We start from the raw sequence: 22,657 nt of genomic DNA, 5'->3' as shown, positions 1-22,657 counted from the left end.
CTTTTTATTTATTTATTTCAAATTACAATAATTCAAGCTATATTAATGTCCGATTTATTCAAGCTCGAACTGTCCCGTATAGAGCTGATAATATCTTCCTTTCTGCTCTATCAGCTCATCGTGGCTTCCACGCTCAATAATCTGTCCTTTCTCAAGTACCATAATCGCCTTGGAATTTCTTACAGTTGACAATCTGTGTGCAATAACGAATACTGTTCTGCCTTCCATTATTGCATCCATACCATTCTCGATAAGTCTTTCTGTTCTTGTATCTACTGAGCTTGTCGCCTCATCAAGAATAAGTACAGGAGGCTTGGCTACTGCTGCCCTCGCAATGGCAAGAAGCTGGCGCTGTCCCTGTGAAAGATTGCTTCCATCGGAATAAAGCATTGTATCATAACCATCTGGAAGCCTTCTTATAAATGAATCTGCATTAGCTATTACAGCTGCCTCCCTTACTTCCTCATCTGTTGCATCAAGCTTTCCATATCGTATATTGTCCGCAATAGTTCCTGTAAACAGATGTGTTTCCTGTATAACCATTGCCATTGACCTTCTTAAATCATCTTTACTTATATCCTTAATGTCTATTCCGTCATAAGTTATTGTTCCTGACTGGATATCATAAAATCTGTTAATAAGATTAACTATTGTTGTCTTTCCTGCACCGGTTGAGCCTACAAATGCTATCTTCTGTCCCGGCTTTGCATATAAAGTTACATCATTAAGAATAGTCTTTTCTTTTACATATCCAAACACAACATCTTTAAATCGCACATCTCCCTTTAACTCAACAAGATAGCCTGCTTTATCTTTCGCTACTGGAACCTTCCATGCGTATATGCCTGTATTAACTGAAGCTTCCATAAGTTCCCCGGCCTCATTTTTCGTAACATTACATAATGTAACACTGCCTTCATCAACCTCAGGTTCTTCGTTCATCATATCAAATATACGCTCTGCACCTGATAAGGCTGAAAGCAGGAAATTAACCTGTTGTGTGAACTGGTTAAGTGGCATTGCACTTTGTCTTACATATACAAGATAAGCCGAAAGCGTACCTAAATCCATAAGTCCCTTTAATGTAAATATACCGCCAACACAGGCTGATATTGCATAATTAAGATAAGAAAGACTTACTATTGTAGGAATCATCATTCCAGCAAATGCCAGTGCATTAGTTGACTCTTTTCTGAAATTTTCATTCATTTCACAGAATTTCCCGTAATCCTTTTCCTCGTGGTTAAATACCTTCTCAACCTTCTGTCCAGCCATCATCTCCTGAACGAATCCATTGATTTTACCAAGCTCTTCCTGCTGTCTGTTAAAATATTTCTTACTGTGCTTACTGTTAAATTTGATAAAGAAGAACATTATAATAAGAAATACGACAACTATCATAGAAAGACGTATGCTTAATACCATCATCATCGTAAGTGTACCAAACAGCATAATAAAACTCTGTATTATCATAGCAAAACTGTTATTCATAGCTTCCTGAACTGTATCAACATCATTAGTAAAACGGCTCATAAGTTCGCCGTGTGTATGTGCATCGAAATATTTTAATGGAAGCTTCTGTGTATGCTTAAATAAATCATTTCTTATATCCTGTATAACCTTCTGTGACATTTTCACCATAATGCGGTTATATCCAAGTGTTGATAATGCTCCACACGCATACATTACGCCCATAGCTATAACAGCCTTTAAAAGTCCTGTCATATTGCCCGGAACAATAAATCTATTGACAACAGGCTTAATAAGATATGTTCCTGTAACATTAGCTCCTGCACTTATGAATACAAGAAATGCTACTAATATAAGCATCCATTTATAATGTCCAAGATATACGAATAACTGTTTCAATGTCTTCTTGGTATCTTTAGGTCTTTTATATCCAACATATTTAGCCATTATAAATCCACCCCTTCCTTCTGTGATTCATATATTTCCTGATAAATCCTGTTATTGGCAAGAAGTGTTTCGTGTGTGCCTATCGCAGCTACCTTTCCCCTGTCCAGTATGATAATCTGGTCAGCGTGCTTTACCGAAGATATTCTCTGTGCTATTACAATCTTGGTCATATCAGGAAGCTTCTTAGCAAGCCCCTCTCTTATCTTAGCTTCTGTCGCTGTATCTACCGCACTTGTTGAGTCATCAAGAATAAGCACCTTTGGCTTTTTTAATATAGCTCTCGCAATACATATTCTCTGCTTCTGTCCACCTGATACATTGACACCGCCCTGTCCCATATCAGTATCATACCCCTGTGGAAGTCTGTCTAAGAATTCATCTACACAGGCAATATGGCAGGCTTCATTTATCTCCTCCATAGAAGCATTCTCATTACCCCAGTAGAGGTTAGAAAGCAGTGAGCCTGAGAATAAAGTGTTCTTCTGCAATACAACTGCAATAGCATCCCTTAAATGTCTCATAGGATATTTTTTTACATCTATTCCGTCTATTCTCACCGTTCCTTTGGTTGCATCGTATAATCTTGGAATAAGTGATACAAGCGTTGTCTTGGCTGAACCCGTCTGTCCTATTATTCCAATAGTCTGTCCTGCTTCTATATTAAATGAAACATCAGAAAGAACATATTCTTTTGCCTCTTTCTTGTATTTAAACCATACGTGGTCAAACTCAATTGAACCCTTTTTAACACTTATATCCTCTGCCTGTTCATCTGTTATGTCTATTTTTTCATCAAGAACTTCGACAATTCTTGAAGCTGAGGCTAAAGAACGTGTCATCATAAGAAATACATTTGACATCATCATAAGTGAATTAAGTATAAGAAGAACATAACTTAAAAAGCTTGTAAGCTCACCAATCTTTAACTGTCCTGCATTAATAAGATGTCCGCCGATAAAGAGAATTGATATAATCGTTCCATACATAACAAACTGCATAGCTGGCATATTAAGAACTGCTATACCGAATGCTTTCTCTGACTCTTTCTTAAGATTAGCATTAACTTCCTCAAACTTAGCAACCTCGTAATCACCTCTTACATATGCTTTAACTACTCTTATCGCAGTAAGATTTTCCTGAATGCTTCTGTTGACTAAATCTATTGCATTCTGCATACGTCCATAAAGTGGACGGACATTCATAATAATAATTATGAGAAGCACGGCAAGTATAGGCAGTGCCACGAAAAACACGAATGCAAGTGTTCTGTTAATTGTAAATGCTACTGACGATGCAAATATAAGCATAACCGGGCTTCTGCCTAATGGTCTCATACCTGTTGATACCGAATTCTGTATATTCGTAACATCACTTGTCAGACGAGTAACCAGCGAAGAAACCCTGAAATGGTCTATATTGGCAAATGAATATGATTGTAATTTCTCATATTCTGCCTGCCTTATATTAGCGCCAAGTCCCTGTCCTGCAAGTGCTGAAAATCTTGCACTTCCAATGCCAAGGATAAGTGCCAGAACCGCACATCCTGCCATCTGCAAGCCCTTAGTATAAATATAAGCTGTGTCGCCATTAGCAACACCATTATCAATTAAATCAGCCATAATCATAGGCACCATAAGTTCAAGCACTGCCTCAACAGCAATACATAAAAGTGCCAGACAGGCATATTTCTTATACTGTTTCATATAAGAAAATATTCTTTTAAGCATTAAAATGCACCTCCAATTGTTGTATCTGCAACTATTGTAACATCAATTTTTGCACTGTCAACTTATATTTTCAGCCTTCAGACTTCAAATACCTGATTATCCATATCTAAATTGGGAACTGATAAATTATTAACTTCTAAACTTTCTATAAAACGGCAATAATTTATTGACATCTGCATATATAAGTGTTAAAGTGTGACCATAATGATTGTTAATTAATTATCAATCTTATTTTTATTAAGATAGTTACTTCGTGTAACACTATACATCACTAACAAAGTATATGTATGATTATCTAAGAAAAGGGGAACTAATTATGAGCAAAGAAAAATCTTTAGTAGTTGACAACATCCAGTCTCTTGAAGAGCTTATAAGCTCTGTAAAAGAGGCACAGCGTATCTTCTCAACATATTCACAGGAACAGGTTGACAAGATATTTACTGCTGCCGCCCTTGCCGCTAATAAAGCAAGAATACCTCTTGCCAAGATGGCTGTTAAAGAAACTGGTATGGGAATTGTTGAAGACAAGGTAATCAAAAATCACTATGCCGCTGAATACATTTACAACGCATACCGCGATACAAAGACCTGCGGTGTTATTGAGGAAGATAAAGCCTATGGCATTAAGAAGATCGCAGAGCCTATCGGTGTTGTTGCCGCTGTTATTCCTACAACTAATCCAACTTCTACTGCTATATTCAAGACTCTTATTTCATTAAAGACACGTAACGGCATTATCATAAGCCCACATCCCCGTGCTAAGGAAAGCACAATAGCTGCTGCTAAGGTTGTACTTGAGGCTGCTGTTGCTGCCGGTGCTCCAGAGGGTATAATCGGCTGGGTTGATGTTCCAAGCCTTGAACTTACCAACACTCTTATGAAAGAAGCCGACATTATACTTGCAACTGGTGGTCCTGGTATGGTTAAGGCAGCTTATTCATCTGGAAAGCCTGCACTTGGCGTAGGTGCTGGTAACACTCCAGCTATTATCGACAGTACTGCCGATGTTATACTTGCCGTCAACTCTATTATCCATTCTAAGACATTTGATAATGGTATGATATGTGCTTCTGAGCAGTCAGTAATCGTTGACTCATCTATATATAAGCAGGTTAAAGAGGAATTCACTAAACGCGGCTGTCACTTCCTTAATAAGACTGAGCTTGATAAAGTAAGAAAGACTATCATTATCAATGGCTCGTTAAATGCCAAGATAGTTGGCCAGAGTGCTTATAATATCGGAAAGCTTTCCGGCATAGAAGTACCTGAAACCACCAAAATTCTCATTGGCGAAGTTACTTCTGTTGACCTTTCAGAAGAATTCGCACACGAGAAGTTATCTCCTGTTCTTGCTATGTATAAGGCAAAGGATTTTGATGATGCCATAAGTAAAGCTGAGCGTCTAATAGCTGATGGCGGATTTGGTCATACTTCTTCTATATATATTAATTCTGCAACTGAAAACTACAAGCTTGCTAAGTTCGAGGAAGCTATGAAGACCTGCCGTATTCTTATTAATACACCTTCTTCACAAGGCGGTATCGGTGACCTTTATAACTTTAAGTTAGCACCTTCTCTTACACTTGGCTGTGGTTCGTGGGGCGGTAACTCTGTATCTGAAAATGTAGGCGTAAAGCACCTTATTAATATTAAGACTGTTGCTGAGAGGAGAGAAAATATGCTGTGGTTCAGAGCACCTGAAAAGGTATACTTTAAGAAAGGCTGCCTTCCTGTTGCACTTAACGAGGTAAAGACTGTATTAGGCAAGAAGAAAGCATTTATTGTTACAGACCAGTTCTTATATAAGAATGGCTACACTAAGTGCGTTACCGACAAGCTTGATGAACTTGGCATAACACACACAACCTTCTTCAATGTTGCACCAGACCCTACATTAGAATGTGCTATTGAAGGAACTAAGGCTATCAACAGCTTTGAGCCTGACTGTATCATTGCTATCGGTGGTGGTTCTGCTATGGATGCTGCCAAGATTATGTGGGTTATGTACGAACATCCTGAAGTTGACTTTATGGATATGGCTATGAGATTTATGGATATAAGAAAACGTATCTACACATTCCCTAAGATGGGCGAAAAAGCCTACTTTATAGCTATTCCTACTTCTTCTGGTACTGGTTCAGAGGTTACACCTTTCGCAGTTATCACTGATGAAAAGACTGGCATAAAGTATCCTCTTGCTGACTATGAACTACTTCCTAAGATGGCTATTATTGATGCTGATATGTGTATGGACCAGCCTAAGGGACTTACAGCCGCTTCTGGTATAGATGCATTAACACATGCTCTTGAAGCATATGCTTCTATTATGGCTACAGATTATACTGATGGTCTTGCACTTAAGGCTATGAAGAATATATTTGAATATCTTCCAGCGGCATATGAGAATGGACCTCACGATGCCAAGGCAAGAGAACAGATGGCTACCGCTTCTACTATGGCTGGTATGGCATTTGCCAACGCATTCCTTGGTGTATGCCACTCTATGGCTCACAAGCTTGGTGCTTACCACCATATACCTCACGGCATTGCTAACGCACTTCTTATTACAGATGTAATGCGCTTTAATGCCGCAGAAGTTCCAGCTAAGATGGGAACATTCTCACAGTATGCTTATCCTCACTGCAAGGAAAGATATGTTGAATGTGCTAACTTCCTTGGTATTGCCGGCAAGAACGATGATGAGAAGTTTGAGAACTTCTTAAAGGCTATTGAGGAGCTTAAGGATAAGGTTGGAATTAAGAAGACTATCAAAGACTACGGAGTTGATGAAAAAGACTTCCTTGCTACACTTGATGAGATGGTTGAAAATGCATTTGATGACCAGTGCACAGGTGCTAACCCAAGATATCCTCTTATGAGTGAGATAAAGGCTATGTATCTTAAGGCTTACTATGGAAAAGAGGTTAATCCAGAGGATATAAAGACTAAGTAATATAAATAATCAATATAAATTATATATATATTATTATGATAATATATTGTCAATGTCAGATAACATTATTCTCACTGACAGACACAACGGGCTTGTTATATGTACAATACCACTTGTCCCGTTATATAAAGATATGAATGGATATGTGGCAATCTTTATAAAGATTGCCCTCTCGCAGAATTGACATCTGCGTATGAACTTGAATGCCTACATAGTAATGGGCAGGAATGGAGGTTATTATGAAAAAATGTATATATAAAGGAACTCTAAAATCTGTATACGTTGATAAGGATAAGGCTGAGAAAGTATTTGCACTATCTTACAGCAAATCCGATGTATTATATGAAGCACTTAACACTGCAAGAGTTGAAGATACAGGACTTGATATACCACGACTTCTTAATGTATCTGTAGTAGATGGCAAATGGACTATCACAAGCGAATATGCCAAAGGAGAAACTTTAAAAGAGCTGTTAGCTAAACACCCTGAAAATGCAGATGCTTACATAGAGGCTATGGTTGACTACCAGATAGCTATTAATAAGCACAGCAACCCTCTTTTAGTCGATATGAAAAGTAAGCTTGAGCGACAGATTAATGAGCTTAATATTCCTGCTGACACGAAATATGAGCTGGACTCAAGACTTTCAGAGCTTCCTTATCATACTAAATTATGCCACGGTGATTATTGTCCAGAAAATATTATAGTACAGACTGATGACAACAACCAGATAATTGCAATTACTGCTGTTGACTGGGTACACGCTACTAAAGGTAATGCTTCTGCCGATGCGGCTAATACTTACCTTACACTTAAACTGAACGATGAAGCACTTGCCGATAAGTACATATCAATGTTCTGTGAGAAGACTTCTACTGATAAGCGTTACGTTGATAAGTGGATGCCTATCGTAGCCGCCGCAAGACTTACTAAGAAAAAGCCAGAAGAAAAGGAAATGCTTGAGGCTATGATTGACATATGTGATTTCCAGTAATCAGATATTAACTTACGATACATCTGTTAATCAAATGTATTAATATTCTTCATTGTTTAACTTTATAAAACCAGCCATATGATATCCCCTGCCTCTTTTATGGGAAATGACATCATATGGCTGGTTTTATTATATTTTATATAATATTATTATCTTCAAGAAATTTGCTATACATAGCTTCTATTCTATCCATATCATCATTGTGAAGATTTCCTATTTTAAATATAAAGCTGTCTTTATTAAGCACTGTAACCTTTGATACTCTAGCAGTTGAAGCTAATCTCAGCCCTGCTTCACTCCAATATATAATTGGAATATCATAAGGGTCTTCCTTTCTTACTTTATGTTTAGTTATCTTCACTGATAATACCCCTAATACATTTTCATCAAGTACAATAACTGGTCTATTTATTATTCTACTCGCATCTTCCTCCAACGGAAATTCTACAAACCATACTTCTCCTTTTCTCATTCTGCCTCTCTTTCTTTTTTCATTTGCTCAAACATATCATCCCATTCAGTTTCTTCTACCCATTCATCATCTGATGCTATTACAGCTTTACCATCAGCATTATAATTAGTATTTGCCATTGCCATTTGATATGCTTTATCGCTATATCTCCCAACATTCATATCCGGGTGAAATGGTAAAGCCTGCTCTCTTACTGCCTGTTTAGCCGCCATAGTAAAAAATGTTGTCATATCCATTCCAAGATTTGATACTAACTCCTGCAACTGACTTTTTAAATTCTCGTCTATTCTCATAGTCACATTAGTATTAGCCATAATTACCATCCCTTTCAAATTATAAATTTACTCTAATATTAGAATATGCCTTTCCTGTTGTTTTGTCAATACATTGTTATAACAATGTATTATTTTTAACCTTATCTACATCAAACACCATACTCTATATTATATTGCAGACAACTAATACCTCACTATATAACTTGCATTCCCCACAATAAATCAATATACTAAAATAAATTATTATATACATTATAATCAATTATATACACTATAATCATAAGAAAGGACTACAAGAACACTATGGAACTAATAAAAGGCAGACCAGCCAATGAAGCTGACAGACTTGATAAAGAAATCAGAGTATATGATTTACTTGACCAGTTAGGAATGGAATATTACAGAACCGACCACGAACCAGCAACAACAATGGAAGTATGCAACGATATTGATAAAATTCTTGGCACACTTATATGCAAGAACCTTTTCTTATGCAACCGACAGAAAACACAATTCTATCTTCTTATGATGCCGGGAGATAAAGTATTTAAGACTAAAGATTTAAGCCAGCAGATTAACTCTGCACGACTTTCATTCGCCGATGAGGAATATATGAAAGAATATCTTGATATAACACCGGGTTCAGTATCTATTATGGGGCTTATGAATGATACTGACAACCACGTCCAGTTACTTATTGACAAGGAAGTACTTGAAGAAGCTTCTCTTGGCTGTCACCCTTGTATCAATACTTCAAGCCTTAAGTTAAAGACAAGCGAAGTTATGGATAAGTTTCTCCCGGCTGTCCACCACGAAGCCATAATAGTTGAACTTCCACGATACGAAAATATTTAAGTATATTAATCTCTAACACTTAAAATAAAGTGCTTAGCGTTATCTATCATTCCCCCGAATAGATTAACACTAAGCACTTATTTTCATACCATTGTGAAATATACTTATAATATATAATCAATAGCAAATCATACAACAGCAATTCACAATCCTATATGAGCTATAGCTTGAAATATACTGCCACAATTTATTATTGCTATGTAATATTACTGTATCTGTCCATCTGAAATAGTAATTATCCTGTCTGCGTAATCAGCCATCTGTCTGTCGTGTGTTACCATTATTATTGTCTGCTCGTATTTCTGACTTGCTTTTGATAACATCTTTGCAACTGTTTCTGCACTTCCCGCATCAAGATTTCCTGTAGGCTCATCAGCAAATATAACCGCCGGACTTGTAATAAGTGCTCTGGCAATTGCCACTCTCTGCTGTTCTCCACCTGACATTTCTGATGGATATTTATTCTTGCAATGGCTTATCTCTAATTCTGATAATATCTCATCAACCTTTGCATCATCTGGCTTTTTTCCATCAAGTAGAATTGGCATAACTATATTTTCATATGATGTAAATTCTGGAAACAGGCTGTAATCCTGATATATAAAGCCTATATTTCTTCTTCTGAAACCTGACAGCTTCTTGTCCTTCATATGTGTTATGTCCTCGCCTTTTATTAATATACTGCCTGTATCTGGTGTATCCATACTTCCAAGTATTCTTAATAATGTAGATTTTCCCGAACCACTCTTTCCTATAATAGCTGTAAATTCGCCTTTCCCGAATTCAAGGGAACACTGCTTTAATGCAGGAACATCTACACTTCCTGTATGATATGTCTTGGATATCTCTTTAGCCTGTAATATAGCCTCCATACTTATCCTCCATTTCTATATCTCTAATTGCATATATGTAATTCCATATATAATTATTTTTAATATTACCTAATCAAATATATATTTATAAGCTGCCTGTGCCTATATAACTATAATTTCCTTATATTACTTGAATATATCAGCACTTCCAATATAAGCATAAGCGGAAGTGTTACTATGCACCACAGTGATTCCCTAAGTGCTTCACACATACATATTCCAAGTAATTTCCCTCTTGTCATCCCCATTTTTCTAAAGAGAATGAACTTGCCGTGTCTGCTTTCTATCCTGTTTCTTATAATTATTGCCATTATAAGAAGCTGGATAATTATTACCGCCATTATAGTTATTCCATATTGCAGTATATTATTGACAAGCTGCGTTCTATATACATTCTTGCTGTCAACATTTGACTTATAAGTTATATTATTACTCTTAAGATAAAGTGCAACTTTGTTGTTAGTAGCAGAAAATGTTGATGACAGGTCGTAATCTATCTTTATCTGATTATACTGTAATTCAAAATCTATTCCGTCTGTCAGTCCTTCTCCCGTAATTCTTAGCATAAGATCTTTCTGGTTATCAACCACCTGCTTAGCAAGTTGCGTACTTGCAAGTGCTGTATAATAACCATAATCTGGCATTATACCATTAAAATCTTCCTTAACTTCATCTGTAACTTTAATAACTGCTGCCACCTGAGGTGCTACACAGGCACCAAACATCGTTTCTACCTCTAAATCAGTCTGTGTGAAACTATATGTTGTACTTGCTGTATTAGGATTATCGTCATCTTTCAGTTCTACCTGTAAATCTATTTTTCCACTATTATTATATTTATTGAAAAATGGAATATCATATGGATATACTGCATTGCTTGATGTAATATACCCTCCTTTATTACACTGTCCAAATGGAACATTATAATAATTATAATATAATGTATCACCAGCTTTTAATGTATCATCATAATCACCCTCACAGTTATCCTGTATAAATACTATAACCTGTTTTCCACTTGCAAAGTCATCATAATTAATATTGGATTTATCAATATATTTGCTGGCTATATCATATATTTGCTTTGTTGGATTTACATATTCTGTCGCAAATAAATACCGGCTTCCATAAGTCGGATCTTTCATAGTTTTAGCTATAGATGAAGCCTTCTGTGCAGCTATAATCTTGTCAATTCCCATCTTATGATAGTCCTGGTTATCCCAGTACCACGTTCTTTCTGACTCAAATATAGAATAATCAATTGAAACTATACCCGGTATTTCATTTAAACCATCTATAACATCAGATGACACACCTTCTATAAGGCTATTATTACCATCTTTAGCCAAAGGCGAATTCATTATTGCACAATTAGACTTTATAATTCTATCTGGTGAATTATATGGTATAGATGTAAATAATGCTGTCATACCATTGTCTAATATCAACTGGCGTAATTCATCATACGGAATATTATATCTGTTCCTGCTGTTGTATTCTTTATTGATAAGATCAACCTGTGTAAATTCGTCCATATTTAACGACTTAGCTGGATAGTTATCAAAATCTTTAAGGTAAGATATATATATCATATCAGTTCTATAATTAGATGATGGTACGTCCAGATATCCATATATATCAGGAAGTGAATTATTTTTCTTATATTTATCAAATGATGTAGTTATCTTCAAAACACTGAATACAAGTACAACACAGATAAACAGTGAAAATAATCTTACACCTATTATCATTCCTACACCATCACGCTTCATAAGCCTGCTTGTAATTACACGGCTTACATTAGATACCTTAAGGTTGGATTTTCTGCCTGATGTATTCTTATTACGAACCTCAATATTAACTATCTGCTTTTTGCTTCCTGCCTTAAGACGCTTCTCTTTAACTGTATCCATAACATTAGATAACAGTCCTACTATCTCCTCAACTACAACTGCTATTACAACAGAAGCAATACTTTTTAACACAATAGAAACATTAATTGTATAAAATGAAAATCCTGCCTTTCCTTCAAGTATGCCTCCTACAATTCCTCCAGCCAAAAATGCTGTAATTATTCCTATCAATGCTGCTGGAACTATTATCAAAGCATTTTCAATAATATACATTCTTCTAAGCTGTGAACTGTCTGCACCTAAGGAAGCATATTTCTTATAAGATGCCTTTCTTGTATTCTTATACTCAATAAGCTGGTAAGAAAGTGCTGTTATTCCTATTGCCATAACTATTAAATACATATAAATATATATGCTTGTTGAACCCCAAGGCTTATAATCATATACACCTGAATTGTATGTATAACTCTTTGATGTCTTTTCCTTTATAGAGTCAAATACTGCTTTGTAGTCATCAGTCTTTATTGAAGGCTTTATAGGATATAAGAAAACCGAACGTGTATCATAATTAAATTGTGATAATTCACTGTCCACTACAACTACCGATGGTATCTGCTTTCCATTATTCCATATATTAGTATAATTTCTGTATATACCAACAAGTGTATAAGTCTTTGTGTTTCTTTTCTCTTTGTTGCCTATGCTGTTATTGTCACAATATTTAAGATTAATGCTCTCACCAATCTCACCGTTATAACCGAGTGTCAGAAGGGTGTTCCAGTCCATTGCTATCTCACCACTATTTTCTGGCTGTCTTCCTTCATCAAGCTTTATATGTGACTGTGCAAGAAACTCTGATGAAAAGCTTCCTACATAAAAGCCTGTACTCTGCCAGTCATCGTTAAGAACATTAACGCTTCTTGACACCTTTACCGGCTGTTCAATATAAATGTGGTCTGTAAGATTACTATCTGGCTGCCTGCTTCCTATATCCATAATAAACCAGTCGCCAAATCTGTCTTTATTGGACTGCATCTGCCACTGATACATATTTTCCTGAAATATAAGAACTGCTGTTACAAAAAATACTGCAAATAATGTTGTAAGTGCAGCTCTTATAATCTGCCTGTATCTTCTTTTTACGCTTTTAAATGTTATTTTTAGAATATTCACGTCATTACTCTGATATTAATACCAGCCACTCCTTTCTTTTAGGTTATAACTAGAATACCCTATGAATCTTACAGCAATCTTACAATCGTTATTATATTGGTATAGTTATTATTTTGCTTTTCTTTTCATATTATATTTAGGTATAATTATCCTGAAGCTTACTCCCCTGCCGTCTTCATTATTATTGACACTTACGCTTCCGTGATGTGCCTCAATTATAAGCTTTGAAAGATTAAGGCCTATTCCTGTATGCAGGGAATTATAGCTTTTTCCACTCTCGAACCTGTTAAATATATTATCAAGCTTATCCTTAGCAATTCCATTTCCATCATCTTTTATTGTTATAATGCACTTATCAGCATTGCATACGGCATTTATATCCACATTTTCTGCTTCTTCACTGCAATTCTGTACTATATTAATAAATGCTTCCAACAGCCACTCCTCATCTGCATTAATAAAGTAATATTCATCATTACAATATGAAGTTATATTACAATTATTAACAACAGGCACTTCTGATATGACTTCATTAATAAATTCATTAACATTAATATCATCTTCTGTTAATACAATCTTCCCCGACTCCATTCGGCTTAATTTCAACAGCCTTGTGATAAAATCCCTTATCCTGTATGTCTGCCTGAAACATTCATTCAGATTATTAATAAGCTTTTCATTATTGGACAGACCTGTATCTGTAAACCCTTTTCCAGTCTCCACTTCTGACTTTTCCCCTGATATATCGGAATTAATCTGTAACTGTGACATATTGACGTTAAGCTGTTCCTCCATCATATCAAGCGACAGGCTTAACGCTGTAAGCGGTGTCTTTATCTGATGTGCTATATTTTCTGTAAAATCCTGTAACTGTCTGTTACGCTTCTCCATATATGTTCTGTACGCACCAAGTTCTTTTGATATGTTCTCATTATCTTCCTTTAATTTATTCATATATGAATACACATCATTATGTCCGATTTTTACAATATTATATATTGCAAAGGTAAGCAGTATAACCATAATTCCAATAATTACAGCAAATGGAATATATTCTCCGCCATATAAGAACATATACCACGCACCATTTCTTGTATAACCTGCCTCCTGCAATATAGCCGAATAATCTGCTGTGCCCGTGTGACCTTGTCTTCCATAAAATAATATGTACAGAAGCTGTTTGCCTGCTTCTTTATTGACACCATACAGGGTTGTTGCCATATATCTTACCCTGTATTCATAATATATTGTGATAACTGATACTACTACCACAGTTGCAAGAAACATACCTATTGTATACACATATAATCTCTTTTTTATCGCTCTCTCCATCTGTATCCCACTCCCCTTATAGTATCTATATAATTCTTGTCCGAATTATCCATTTTCCCAAGCTTGGTCTTTAACCTGCTCACTGTTACTGTCAAAGTATTATCCTCAACAAATGTTCCCGTCCTGTCCCATAATTTCTGAAAAAATACTTCTCTTCTCACAATAAGGCAGCGGTTACATACAAGTATCTCTAATAATGCAAATTCTGTAGGTGATAACTGTATATCCTTCCCAGCTTTCTTTATTGTAAGATTATCAAAATTTATAACAAGTGAACCTAATGTATATATATTAGAATTGCTTTTATCCATATTGGAAATACTCTTATCAAGCATAGCCTGTCTTCTTAAGTTGGCACTTATTCTTGATAAAAGCTCAGATACCCTGAAAGGTTTCGTTATATAATCGTCACCACCTATATCAAGTCCTTTTGTTATGCTGTCCTCATCATCGCACGAAGTTAAGAATATAACCGGTGTCACACAGCCTTCACTGCGAAGCTTTTCGCATACACTAAATCCATCTCCGTCTGGTAAATACACATCTAAAAGGTATAAGTCTGTATTCTCACTATCAATTTTATTAAAACTACTGATATCAGCACTTTCTATAACCTCATACCCTTTATCACGCAGAAGCTGTGATAACTGTCCTCTTATAACTTCATCATCTTCTAATATATTTATTACTGCCATTATCCCTTAACCTTTCCAGTAATGTTTTCTTTGTATCTTATCAAGATTATTTATAAATGTCTATATTACTTATCAGGCACATACTTAACCGTCAAAGACTGTTTCACCTTCAGTTATCAGCTTATATTAAACAAGGACTGCCGCACTAAATTGAACTTCTTCCTACTTATGTATACAGGAAGCTATTCCAATATTATTATGCGGCAGCCCTTTGCTTGTTAAAATATTAGGTTTGGTTTAATGTAATGTCAGTCTATGCTAACGTTTAGTTGTTTGCATTAGCATTTTAATTATTTAATAAATCCAACCTGCTTAGAGATTTCCTCTATAGCTTTATCCTTTTTCTGGTTGAATATAACTTTGTTCTCCTCGAACATATTGTTGCCCTGTGTATCTATTGATACGATAAGTGGGCCAAATTCCTTAACCCGGCAGTTCCAGAGTGTTTCAGGCATTCCTAAGTCACGCCATTCTGCTCTTACAATTTCTTCTACTTCTGTAGCTGCCACAACTGCATTTCCTGCTGGAAATACACAATGAATAGCACCGAATTCTTTGCAGGCTCTCTCTGTGTTCTCTTTCATACCTCCTTTTCCAATAATAACTCTTACTCCTGTAAGCTTAACAAATTCGTACTCGAACTTCTCCATTCTCATACTTGTTGTTGGTCCTACAGATACCATCTCGAACTTGTCATTCTCTAATGGTCTGATAATTGGACCTGCGTGGAATATAGCATTATTTCTTACATCTACAGGAAGTTCTCTTCCTTCTTCCACCAATCTTCTGTGTGCAACATCACGGCAGGTTGTCATACTGCCATCAAGATATACGATGTCACCAACTTTAATATCCTTTAAATCCTCTGCTGATACAGGAGTAATAAGTACCTTTTTACCATTTCTCATCTCTACCATTATAAAGTCACCTCCGAATGTGTTGTAATTGTATAATTAAGGTCTTTATCAAAGATAATATGGCCTCTTCTATGGCTCCAGCAGCCAACATTAACGGCTACACCTATTGCTGATGGGTGGCGGGCTGTATTTTCAATATTAACACCCATAACAGAATATTTTCCGCCCATACCCTGAGGTCCTAAGCCTATAGAGTTAATTCCATCTTCAAGAAGTCTTTCCATTTTGGCAGCTCTCTCATTGTCATTATGTGAGCCAATTGGTCTCATAAGTGCTTTCTTTGAAAGTAATGCTGCTGTTTCTACAGAAGTTGCAACACCAACACCAACTAAAAGTGGAGGACATGCATTAAGTCCATAGCTTGTCATTACATCTAATACGAATTTAGTAACGCCCTCGTAACCTTCACCTGGCATAAGTACCATAGCCTTGCCTGGAAGTGTACAGCCGCCGCCAGCCATATATGTATAGATTTCGCACTGGTCACTGTTAGGAACAATATCCCAGAATACTGTAGGTGTTCCCTTACCAACATTCTTACCTGTGTTATATTCATCAAATGTTTCTACACTGTTATGTCTTAATGGTGCTTCAAATGTTGCCTGTACAACTGCTTCTTTAAGAAGTCCCTCAAGTTCATCAATAAGTGGGAACTTAGTTCCACATTTTACCCAGAACTGTAATACACCTGTATCCTGACAGCTTGGGCGGTTAAGCTCTACTGCTAACTTCTGATTCTCAAACATTGTATTGTAGATTGTCTTCGATAATGGACTATCTTCCTTATCTCTTAACTCCTCAAGCTTCGCAATTACATCATCTGGTAATTTCTTAGCTGTATAGGCAATAAACTTTGCCATATAATCTGTAAGCTGTTTTACCTGTGCTTCTTTTGACATATTAATTCCTCCTTCAAATTCCTGTAAAATATTTTGTTAGTTTAATTAGTCTGTTTTATCTTTTATGTTTTATTTATCAATCTTCTCTTGTTTTAAGCCTGATTATTATACTCAGCTTAATTTGCTTAACATCTGGATTAGCCTGCTTAATACCTGGCTTAATCTGTTTAATATCTGGCTTAGTCTGCTAAGCTTAAGGGAAGAATGGATACATAATTGGGAGTAATATCATACTTACTATTGTTGATACTACTATAAGTGGTATTCCTGCCTTGGCATAATCTTTAAATGTATAACCTCCTGCACCTATTACCATTGTGTTAGCTGGCATTCCAATAGGTGTTGCATATGCACAAGAGCCGCCGATTACACAAGCCATAAGCACTGCACTTGGGTCAGCACCTATTCCTGTGGCAATTGATAAACATATAGGAGCCATAAGTGCTGTTGTTGCTGTGTTACTCATAAAGTTAGTTAATACACAGCAGAGCATAAATACTACAAATGTTAAAAGGTATGGCGATGGATTATCTCCTAAAAGTCCTATTACCTTATTGGCTATCATCTCACCTGCACCTGATTTGGAAAGTGCAGATGCTAATGAAAGTGTTCCACCGAATAAGAATATTGTCTTTAAATCAATTGACTTTAATGCCTGCTTTTCTGATATTACACCAGTTACTATCAATGCTAAAGCTCCGATACATCCTGTTATGCAAAGCTTTATTCCAATCTTGTCCTCAAATATCATCCCCAGTAATGTAAGGATAAGTATTATAAGCGATAACCACTGCTTCCATTTTTGAACATCACTGAAATCTGTCTTATTACCATAACCTGAGTCCTCACTTGGCTTTGTATCTGGTAATAATTTGTATCCTACTAATGCGAAGAATATTATTCCAGCTATTAATATTGGAACGCCTACCTTGGCATAATCGAAAAATCCAAACGACTTGCCAATCTCCTGCATAGTTGACTGTGCGATAAGATTACCCGGTGCACCTATAAGTGAGAGATTACCTCCCATAGCAGCTGCAAATACAAGCGGCATTAAAAGTTTAGACCTTGAATAACCTGACTTTGCTGCTATTCCGATTACTACCGGAATAAGAACTGCTGCTGTTCCAGTGTTTGATAACACCCCGCTCATAACACCTACAATTACCATAATTGCAATTATGAGCTGTTTCTCTGACTTAGCAAAATGTGTTACAACTCCACCTATCTTATTAGCCATTCCTGTTTCAAATAATGCTCCACCTACTATAAACATTGCTACAAATAATATTACATTACTGTCTATAAATCCTGAAAAAGCTGTTTTCCAATCAAGAACCCCTGTGATAACCAGCCCCACGCAGACTATCATTGATGTTACTCCAAGTGGAAGTTTCTCCCATATGAACATTATGATTGCAAACAACAAAAATATTAACGTTATTGTTGCGTGACTCATCAAAATTCCTCCATTTACTATATATTTACTTAAGAAATATTATTACCGGCTTTTCTATTTCCTTTGCTTGATTTTATTATATAAAGACATTTTCTTGTTGTAAATTTACAAAAAGAAATACTTTCATAAGTAAAATTTATAACTTTTAACCAATTTTAGACAAAACCACCAAATATATGCTATAATATTTAACAAATTAATTATAATTTTATATATACTTAACAAATGTGTTCTGTATACACTATAAATAAATATTACCTTATATGAGCTATATGAGCTTATTAATACATTTAACAGGAGCAAAATTCTATGAAAATCGTACAGTTACAATATTTCTGTGCTGTTACAAGACTTCACAGCATAACAAAGGCAGCAGCTGAGCTTTATGTGACTCAGCCTGCCATATCAAGTGCAATCAAAGAATTAGAGAAAGAGTTTTCCATTAATCTGTTTAACAGGACCAAGAACCATTTAACCCTTACTAAAGAAGGGGAATTATTCTACCAGAAGGCAGTTGTGCTTTTAGAACAATATAATAATACTTTAGAACAGCTATACGACTTAGGACAGTGCAAAGCAACTGTAAAGATTGGAATACCACCGCTATTAAGCACAATATTCTTTCCGCAGTTAATAACAGATTTTAAAGAATTATATCCAGATATATCATTTGAATTATTTGAATATGGTTCTATAAGGGCTGCTAATATGGTTCAGGAAGGCAAGCTTGACCTTGCCCTTGTTAATATGCACTTTTATGAGATAGACAAACTTAATTCTTTCACTGTTATGAATGACAAAATAGTATTCTGTGTGTCCAAAAGCCACCCGCTTGCCAAATGCCACGAGGTGACAATTGAGATGATTAAGAACGAACCTCTTATTATGTATAATACTGACTCCGTACAGAATGAAACACTTGATACCGCATTTAAGCGGGCTGGAGTGAATCCGAATGTCATTCTTCATGCAAGCCAGCTATATACAATAAGGAACTTTATATGTAATAATCTTGGTGGTGCATTTCTTTATTCATCACTGCAAAAAAATCTTTCTGGTACTACAGGAATTCCTATAAGTCCTGTTATTAACCAGAATATAGGCATAGTATGGAAAAAAGGCAGTTATACAACCGACAGTGCGGAGAAGTTTATAACTTATATTATTAATAAATATAGTAATTAAATACAATAAATTTATATGGCATGAATTATATAGTTATTATTTTATATAATTAATCACTTATTAGTATTATTAAAAATACAAATATAAAATAACAAGGAGTTAATCAATGAAAGACAAATTAAAAGCATTTCTAAAGAAAAAAGACATTGAAGTATCTGTAAAAAGATACGGAATTGATGCACTTGGTGCTATGGCACAGGGTCTGTTCTGCTCTCTTCTTATCGGAACAATACTTAATACGCTCGGTACACAGCTTCATCTTGGCTTCCTTACAGACACTGTTGCTACTGTAAGCGGCGTTAGTTATACTGTCGGAGGACTTGCCTCTGCTATGAGTGGTCCTGCTATGGCTGTTGCAATCGGTTATGCACTCAAATGCCCACCTCTTGTACTGTTCTCGCTTATAACAGTTGGTTTTGCCTCCAATGCACTTGGCGGTGCCGGCGGACCTCTGGCTGTATATTTTGTAGCAATTATTGCCGCCGAGGCTGGCAAGATGATTTCAAAGGAAACCAAAGTAGATATACTTGTAACACCTCTAATAACTATAGGTGTTGGAATAGGCGTTGCCGCACTTATTGCACCTGCCCTTGGAAAAGCTGCAATGAAAATCGGCGAACTTATAATGCTTGCAACTAACTTACAGCCTTTCCTTATGGGTATTGCTGTATCAGTATTAGTCGGTATTGCACTTACACTTCCAATATCATCTGCTGCAATATGTGCCGCATTTGGACTTACTGGTCTTGCAGGCGGTGCTGCCGTGGCTGGATGTTGTGCACAGATGGTTGGCTTTGCTGTAATGTCATTTAAGGAAAACCGCTGGGGCGGACTTGTATCGCAGGGAATAGGAACTTCTATGTTACAGATGGGCAACATAATCAAGAATCCTAAAATATGGATAGCCCCTATTATAACATCAGCAATTACCGGACCTCTTGCAACCTGTATCTTCAAGCTTAATATGAATGGAACTGCCGTATCTTCCGGTATGGGAACTTGTGGTCTTGTCGGACAGATTGGTGTATATTCCGGCTGGGTAAATGATGTGGCAGCAGGGACTAAAGCCTCTATTACCGCTATGGACTGGGCTGGACTTATACTTATATCATTCGTACTTCCAGCAGTTATATGTCCACTTATTAATATGTTCTTAAAGAAATTAGGCTGGGTAAAAGATGGCGATATGAAACTTTCATAAAATAATACAGGAAATGAGGTTTAACTATGCTGACAACTATAAGAAAAGCTACGGTCAATGATAAAACACGCATTATGGAAATCTACGCTTACGCAAGACAATTTATGGCTGAACACGGCAATCCTAACCAGTGGAAGAATAACAATCCTTCTGAGGAAACAATCGACAATGACATTGCAAAGCAAGAAATGTATGTAATTGAAACAGATGGCGAGGTTCACGCAGTATTTTATTTCCATATTGGTGATGATTCCACTTATCAGGTAATTGACAATGGACACTGGCTGTCTGATGAACCTTACGGCACAATTCACAGAATTGCTGGTGACGGAACTATTCACGGCGTACTTGAAATTGCTGTTAATTACTGCAAGGACCAGATACCTCACTTAAGAATAGATACTCACCACGACAATAAAATTATGCAGCACGTTATAGAGAAAAATGGCTTTAAAAAGTGTGGAATTATATATGTTAAAGACGGTTCTGAAAGAATCGCTTATGAATTAATATAATAATACAAGAAAACAATAAAATTAGAAAAATAAGAAATCCCCCACCTATAAGCTTTTGTACCGGTGGGGGATAACAAATTCTATCCAGTTATAGCTGTACAATATCCGTTTAGATTACATACTCAATATTATTTATTGTAATATCCTTATAATGCTTTCTTATAAATATCTGCTATCTGTTCCTGCGTGAATACAACTGGATTATTCGCAACACTTGCAGCAGATACCTTCATACAGTTCTCTGCCATCCAAGGAATATCCTTTTCTTCTATTCCTAAATCTGAAAGTGTACAATTAAGATTAATACTCTTAAGAAGCTCTCTTATCTTCAAGGCCAGATCCTTAGCTTCCTTACCGCCAAATAACTTTGCAATATCAGCAAATTTGCTTTCATTGCCAGTATAAGATGCTTCAATAATTGCCGGAGTAAGAGCCGCAAGACCTTTTCCGTGTACGATATCACGAAGTCCGCTTGCAGGGTGTTCCATTCCGTGTGCAAGAGTAACTCCTGCTGTATTAATAACTATTCCGCCTATTGTGCTGGCAAGTGTTATCTTCTCCCAGCCATCTTTACCTGCATTATCACTGTATACATTTACCAGATTACCAGCTATAAGCCCTATTGCATAAAGACTAAGTGCATCTGTAAATGGCTGTGCAATCCTTGAAGTATATGCTTCCATACAATGACACAGAGCATCAAAGCCTACAGAAGCAAGCACTGATTTAGGCATTGTCATCATACATTCAGGGTCTACAATTGATACTTTGGCAACAATTGCATTACATCTAAGTGACTTTTTATCACCATTATCAGGATTGGTAAGAACTGCAAATCCGTTGCCTTCTGAACCTGTACCGCATGTTGTTGGTATAAGTATTAATGGAAGTGCCTTATCACCTGACTTCTTTCCAAATATATAATCACTTACATCGCCGTCATTTACTGCAAGAAATGCTATTGCCTTAGCACAGTCCATTATGCTTCCGCCGCCTATTGCAACTACAACATCACAGCCTTTTTCTTTAGCGTAAGCTGCTCCTTCACCGGCTGTTGTTGTAAGGGGATTTTGAGATACCTTATCAAAAAGCTCTGTTTCAAGCCCTGCCTTCTTTAAGCTGTCATTAACCTTATCATAAAGCCCCGACTTCTTGGCACTGCTTTTTCCTGTTACAATAAGAGCCTTTTTGCCATAAGGCTTAGCAAGTTCGCCGGCCTTATTAACTTTTCCTGAACCAAATACAATATTAACTGGAAGGTAGTAATTAAATTCTATAGCTTTATTGCTTTCCTGTGTAATTACATTTTCCATTATCATTCTCCATTCTTTCAAGTAATTACTATTAACAGCCACAATTACA

At 36.2% G+C, this 22,657-nt stretch carries 18 protein-coding genes; 6 read left to right on the top strand and 12 right to left on the bottom strand.

Annotation, left to right across the window (positions count from 1 at the left end):
* Positions 1–54: 54 nt before the first annotated feature.
* Entirely contained in the window at positions 55–1,917 is a 1,863-nt protein-coding gene (locus C7390_RS03740) for an ABC transporter ATP-binding protein (RefSeq protein WP_116443635.1), read from the bottom strand.
* The gene (locus tag C7390_RS03735; protein ID WP_116443634.1) at positions 1,917–3,644 is read right to left on the bottom strand and encodes an ABC transporter ATP-binding protein; all 1,728 of its coding nucleotides are present in this window, start codon (positions 3,642–3,644) and stop codon (positions 1,917–1,919) included. Before C7390_RS03735 ends, C7390_RS03740 begins: the two co-directional genes overlap by 1 nt.
* Before the next feature lie 316 nt (positions 3,645–3,960).
* Between C7390_RS03735 and adhE the strand changes: the two genes are divergently transcribed.
* Entirely contained in the window at positions 3,961–6,597 is a 2,637-nt protein-coding gene (adhE, locus tag C7390_RS03730; RefSeq protein WP_116443633.1) for a bifunctional acetaldehyde-CoA/alcohol dehydrogenase, read from the top strand.
* A 239-nt stretch (positions 6,598–6,836) separates the two neighbouring features.
* Positions 6,837–7,592, top strand: coding sequence for a phosphotransferase family protein (locus C7390_RS03725; RefSeq protein ID WP_055175601.1), 756 nt, complete (start codon positions 6,837–6,839; stop codon positions 7,590–7,592).
* A gap of 136 nt (positions 7,593–7,728) precedes the next feature.
* Here C7390_RS03725 and C7390_RS03720 read toward each other — a convergent pair whose 3' ends face one another.
* Together C7390_RS03720 and C7390_RS03715 are read right to left on the bottom strand one after the other, a co-directional pair.
* Entirely contained in the window at positions 7,729–8,064 is a 336-nt protein-coding gene (locus C7390_RS03720; RefSeq protein ID WP_022502932.1) for a type II toxin-antitoxin system PemK/MazF family toxin, read from the bottom strand.
* Positions 8,061–8,378 (bottom strand): type II toxin-antitoxin system RelB/DinJ family antitoxin, encoded by a 318-nt coding sequence (locus C7390_RS03715; protein ID WP_022502933.1) that lies wholly within the window; start codon positions 8,376–8,378, stop codon positions 8,061–8,063. The genes C7390_RS03720 and C7390_RS03715 overlap by 4 nt, the downstream gene beginning before the upstream one ends.
* 264 nt (positions 8,379–8,642) lie before the next feature.
* On the opposite strand from C7390_RS03715, the gene C7390_RS03710 reads away from it, so the two are divergent.
* A complete protein-coding gene (locus C7390_RS03710; RefSeq protein ID WP_022502934.1) occupies positions 8,643–9,194 on the top strand; it encodes a prolyl-tRNA synthetase associated domain-containing protein in 552 nt (183 codons plus the stop codon).
* 206 nt (positions 9,195–9,400) lie between these two features.
* Here C7390_RS03710 and C7390_RS03705 read toward each other — a convergent pair whose 3' ends face one another.
* From C7390_RS03705 to C7390_RS03675, 7 genes are all read right to left on the bottom strand, one after another.
* On the bottom strand, positions 9,401–10,066 hold the full coding sequence (locus C7390_RS03705) for an ABC transporter ATP-binding protein (protein ID WP_022502935.1): 666 nt from the start codon (positions 10,064–10,066) through the stop codon (positions 9,401–9,403).
* 110 nt (positions 10,067–10,176) lie between these two features.
* Positions 10,177–13,092 carry an ABC transporter permease gene (locus C7390_RS03700; protein WP_116443632.1) on the bottom strand — a complete coding sequence of 972 codons (2,916 nt, stop codon included), beginning with the start codon at positions 13,090–13,092 and terminating at the stop codon, positions 10,177–10,179.
* Positions 13,093–13,200: 108 nt separating this feature from the next.
* Positions 13,201–14,424, bottom strand: a complete 1,224-nt coding sequence (locus tag C7390_RS03695) for a sensor histidine kinase (protein WP_116443631.1) — start codon at positions 14,422–14,424, stop codon at positions 13,201–13,203.
* On the bottom strand, positions 14,409–15,119 hold the full coding sequence (locus C7390_RS03690; protein ID WP_116443630.1) for a response regulator transcription factor: 711 nt from the start codon (positions 15,117–15,119) through the stop codon (positions 14,409–14,411). The genes C7390_RS03695 and C7390_RS03690 overlap by 16 nt, the downstream gene beginning before the upstream one ends.
* 290 nt (positions 15,120–15,409) lie before the next feature.
* Positions 15,410–16,036, bottom strand: a complete 627-nt coding sequence (gene ttdB / locus C7390_RS03685; RefSeq protein WP_022502939.1) for a L(+)-tartrate dehydratase subunit beta — start codon at positions 16,034–16,036, stop codon at positions 15,410–15,412.
* A complete protein-coding gene (ttdA, locus tag C7390_RS03680; RefSeq protein ID WP_022502940.1) occupies positions 16,036–16,935 on the bottom strand; it encodes a L(+)-tartrate dehydratase subunit alpha in 900 nt (299 codons plus the stop codon). The genes ttdB and ttdA overlap by 1 nt, the downstream gene beginning before the upstream one ends.
* A 193-nt stretch (positions 16,936–17,128) precedes the next feature.
* On the bottom strand, positions 17,129–18,394 hold the full coding sequence (locus C7390_RS03675) for an SLC13 family permease (RefSeq protein ID WP_022502941.1): 1,266 nt from the start codon (positions 18,392–18,394) through the stop codon (positions 17,129–17,131).
* 309 nt (positions 18,395–18,703) lie between these two features.
* Between C7390_RS03675 and C7390_RS03670 the strand changes: the two genes are divergently transcribed.
* The 3 genes from C7390_RS03670 (at position 18,704) to C7390_RS03660 (ending at position 21,295) form a co-directional block, all read left to right on the top strand.
* Positions 18,704–19,579: a LysR family transcriptional regulator gene (locus tag C7390_RS03670; protein ID WP_055175613.1), complete on the top strand. Its 876-nt coding sequence runs from the start codon at positions 18,704–18,706 to the stop codon at positions 19,577–19,579.
* Positions 19,580–19,685: 106 nt separating this feature from the next.
* The gene (locus C7390_RS03665) at positions 19,686–20,780 is read left to right on the top strand and encodes a PTS transporter subunit IIC (protein WP_116443629.1); all 1,095 of its coding nucleotides are present in this window, start codon (positions 19,686–19,688) and stop codon (positions 20,778–20,780) included.
* 26 nt (positions 20,781–20,806) lie between these two features.
* Positions 20,807–21,295: an N-acetyltransferase gene (locus C7390_RS03660; protein WP_116443628.1), complete on the top strand. Its 489-nt coding sequence runs from the start codon at positions 20,807–20,809 to the stop codon at positions 21,293–21,295.
* A gap of 146 nt (positions 21,296–21,441) precedes the next feature.
* Here C7390_RS03660 and C7390_RS03655 read toward each other — a convergent pair whose 3' ends face one another.
* Positions 21,442–22,608, bottom strand: coding sequence for an iron-containing alcohol dehydrogenase (locus C7390_RS03655; RefSeq protein ID WP_318295549.1), 1,167 nt, complete (start codon positions 22,606–22,608; stop codon positions 21,442–21,444).
* Between the last annotated feature and the right edge of the window lie 49 nt (positions 22,609–22,657).

The organism is Bacteroides galacturonicus (genome assembly GCF_003096855.1).
Lineage (GTDB): Bacteria > Bacillota > Clostridia > Lachnospirales > Lachnospiraceae > Lachnospira > Lachnospira rogosae.
The sequence above is the reverse complement of the archived record's forward strand: the minus strand, read 5'-3'. Positions and strand labels throughout refer to the sequence as shown.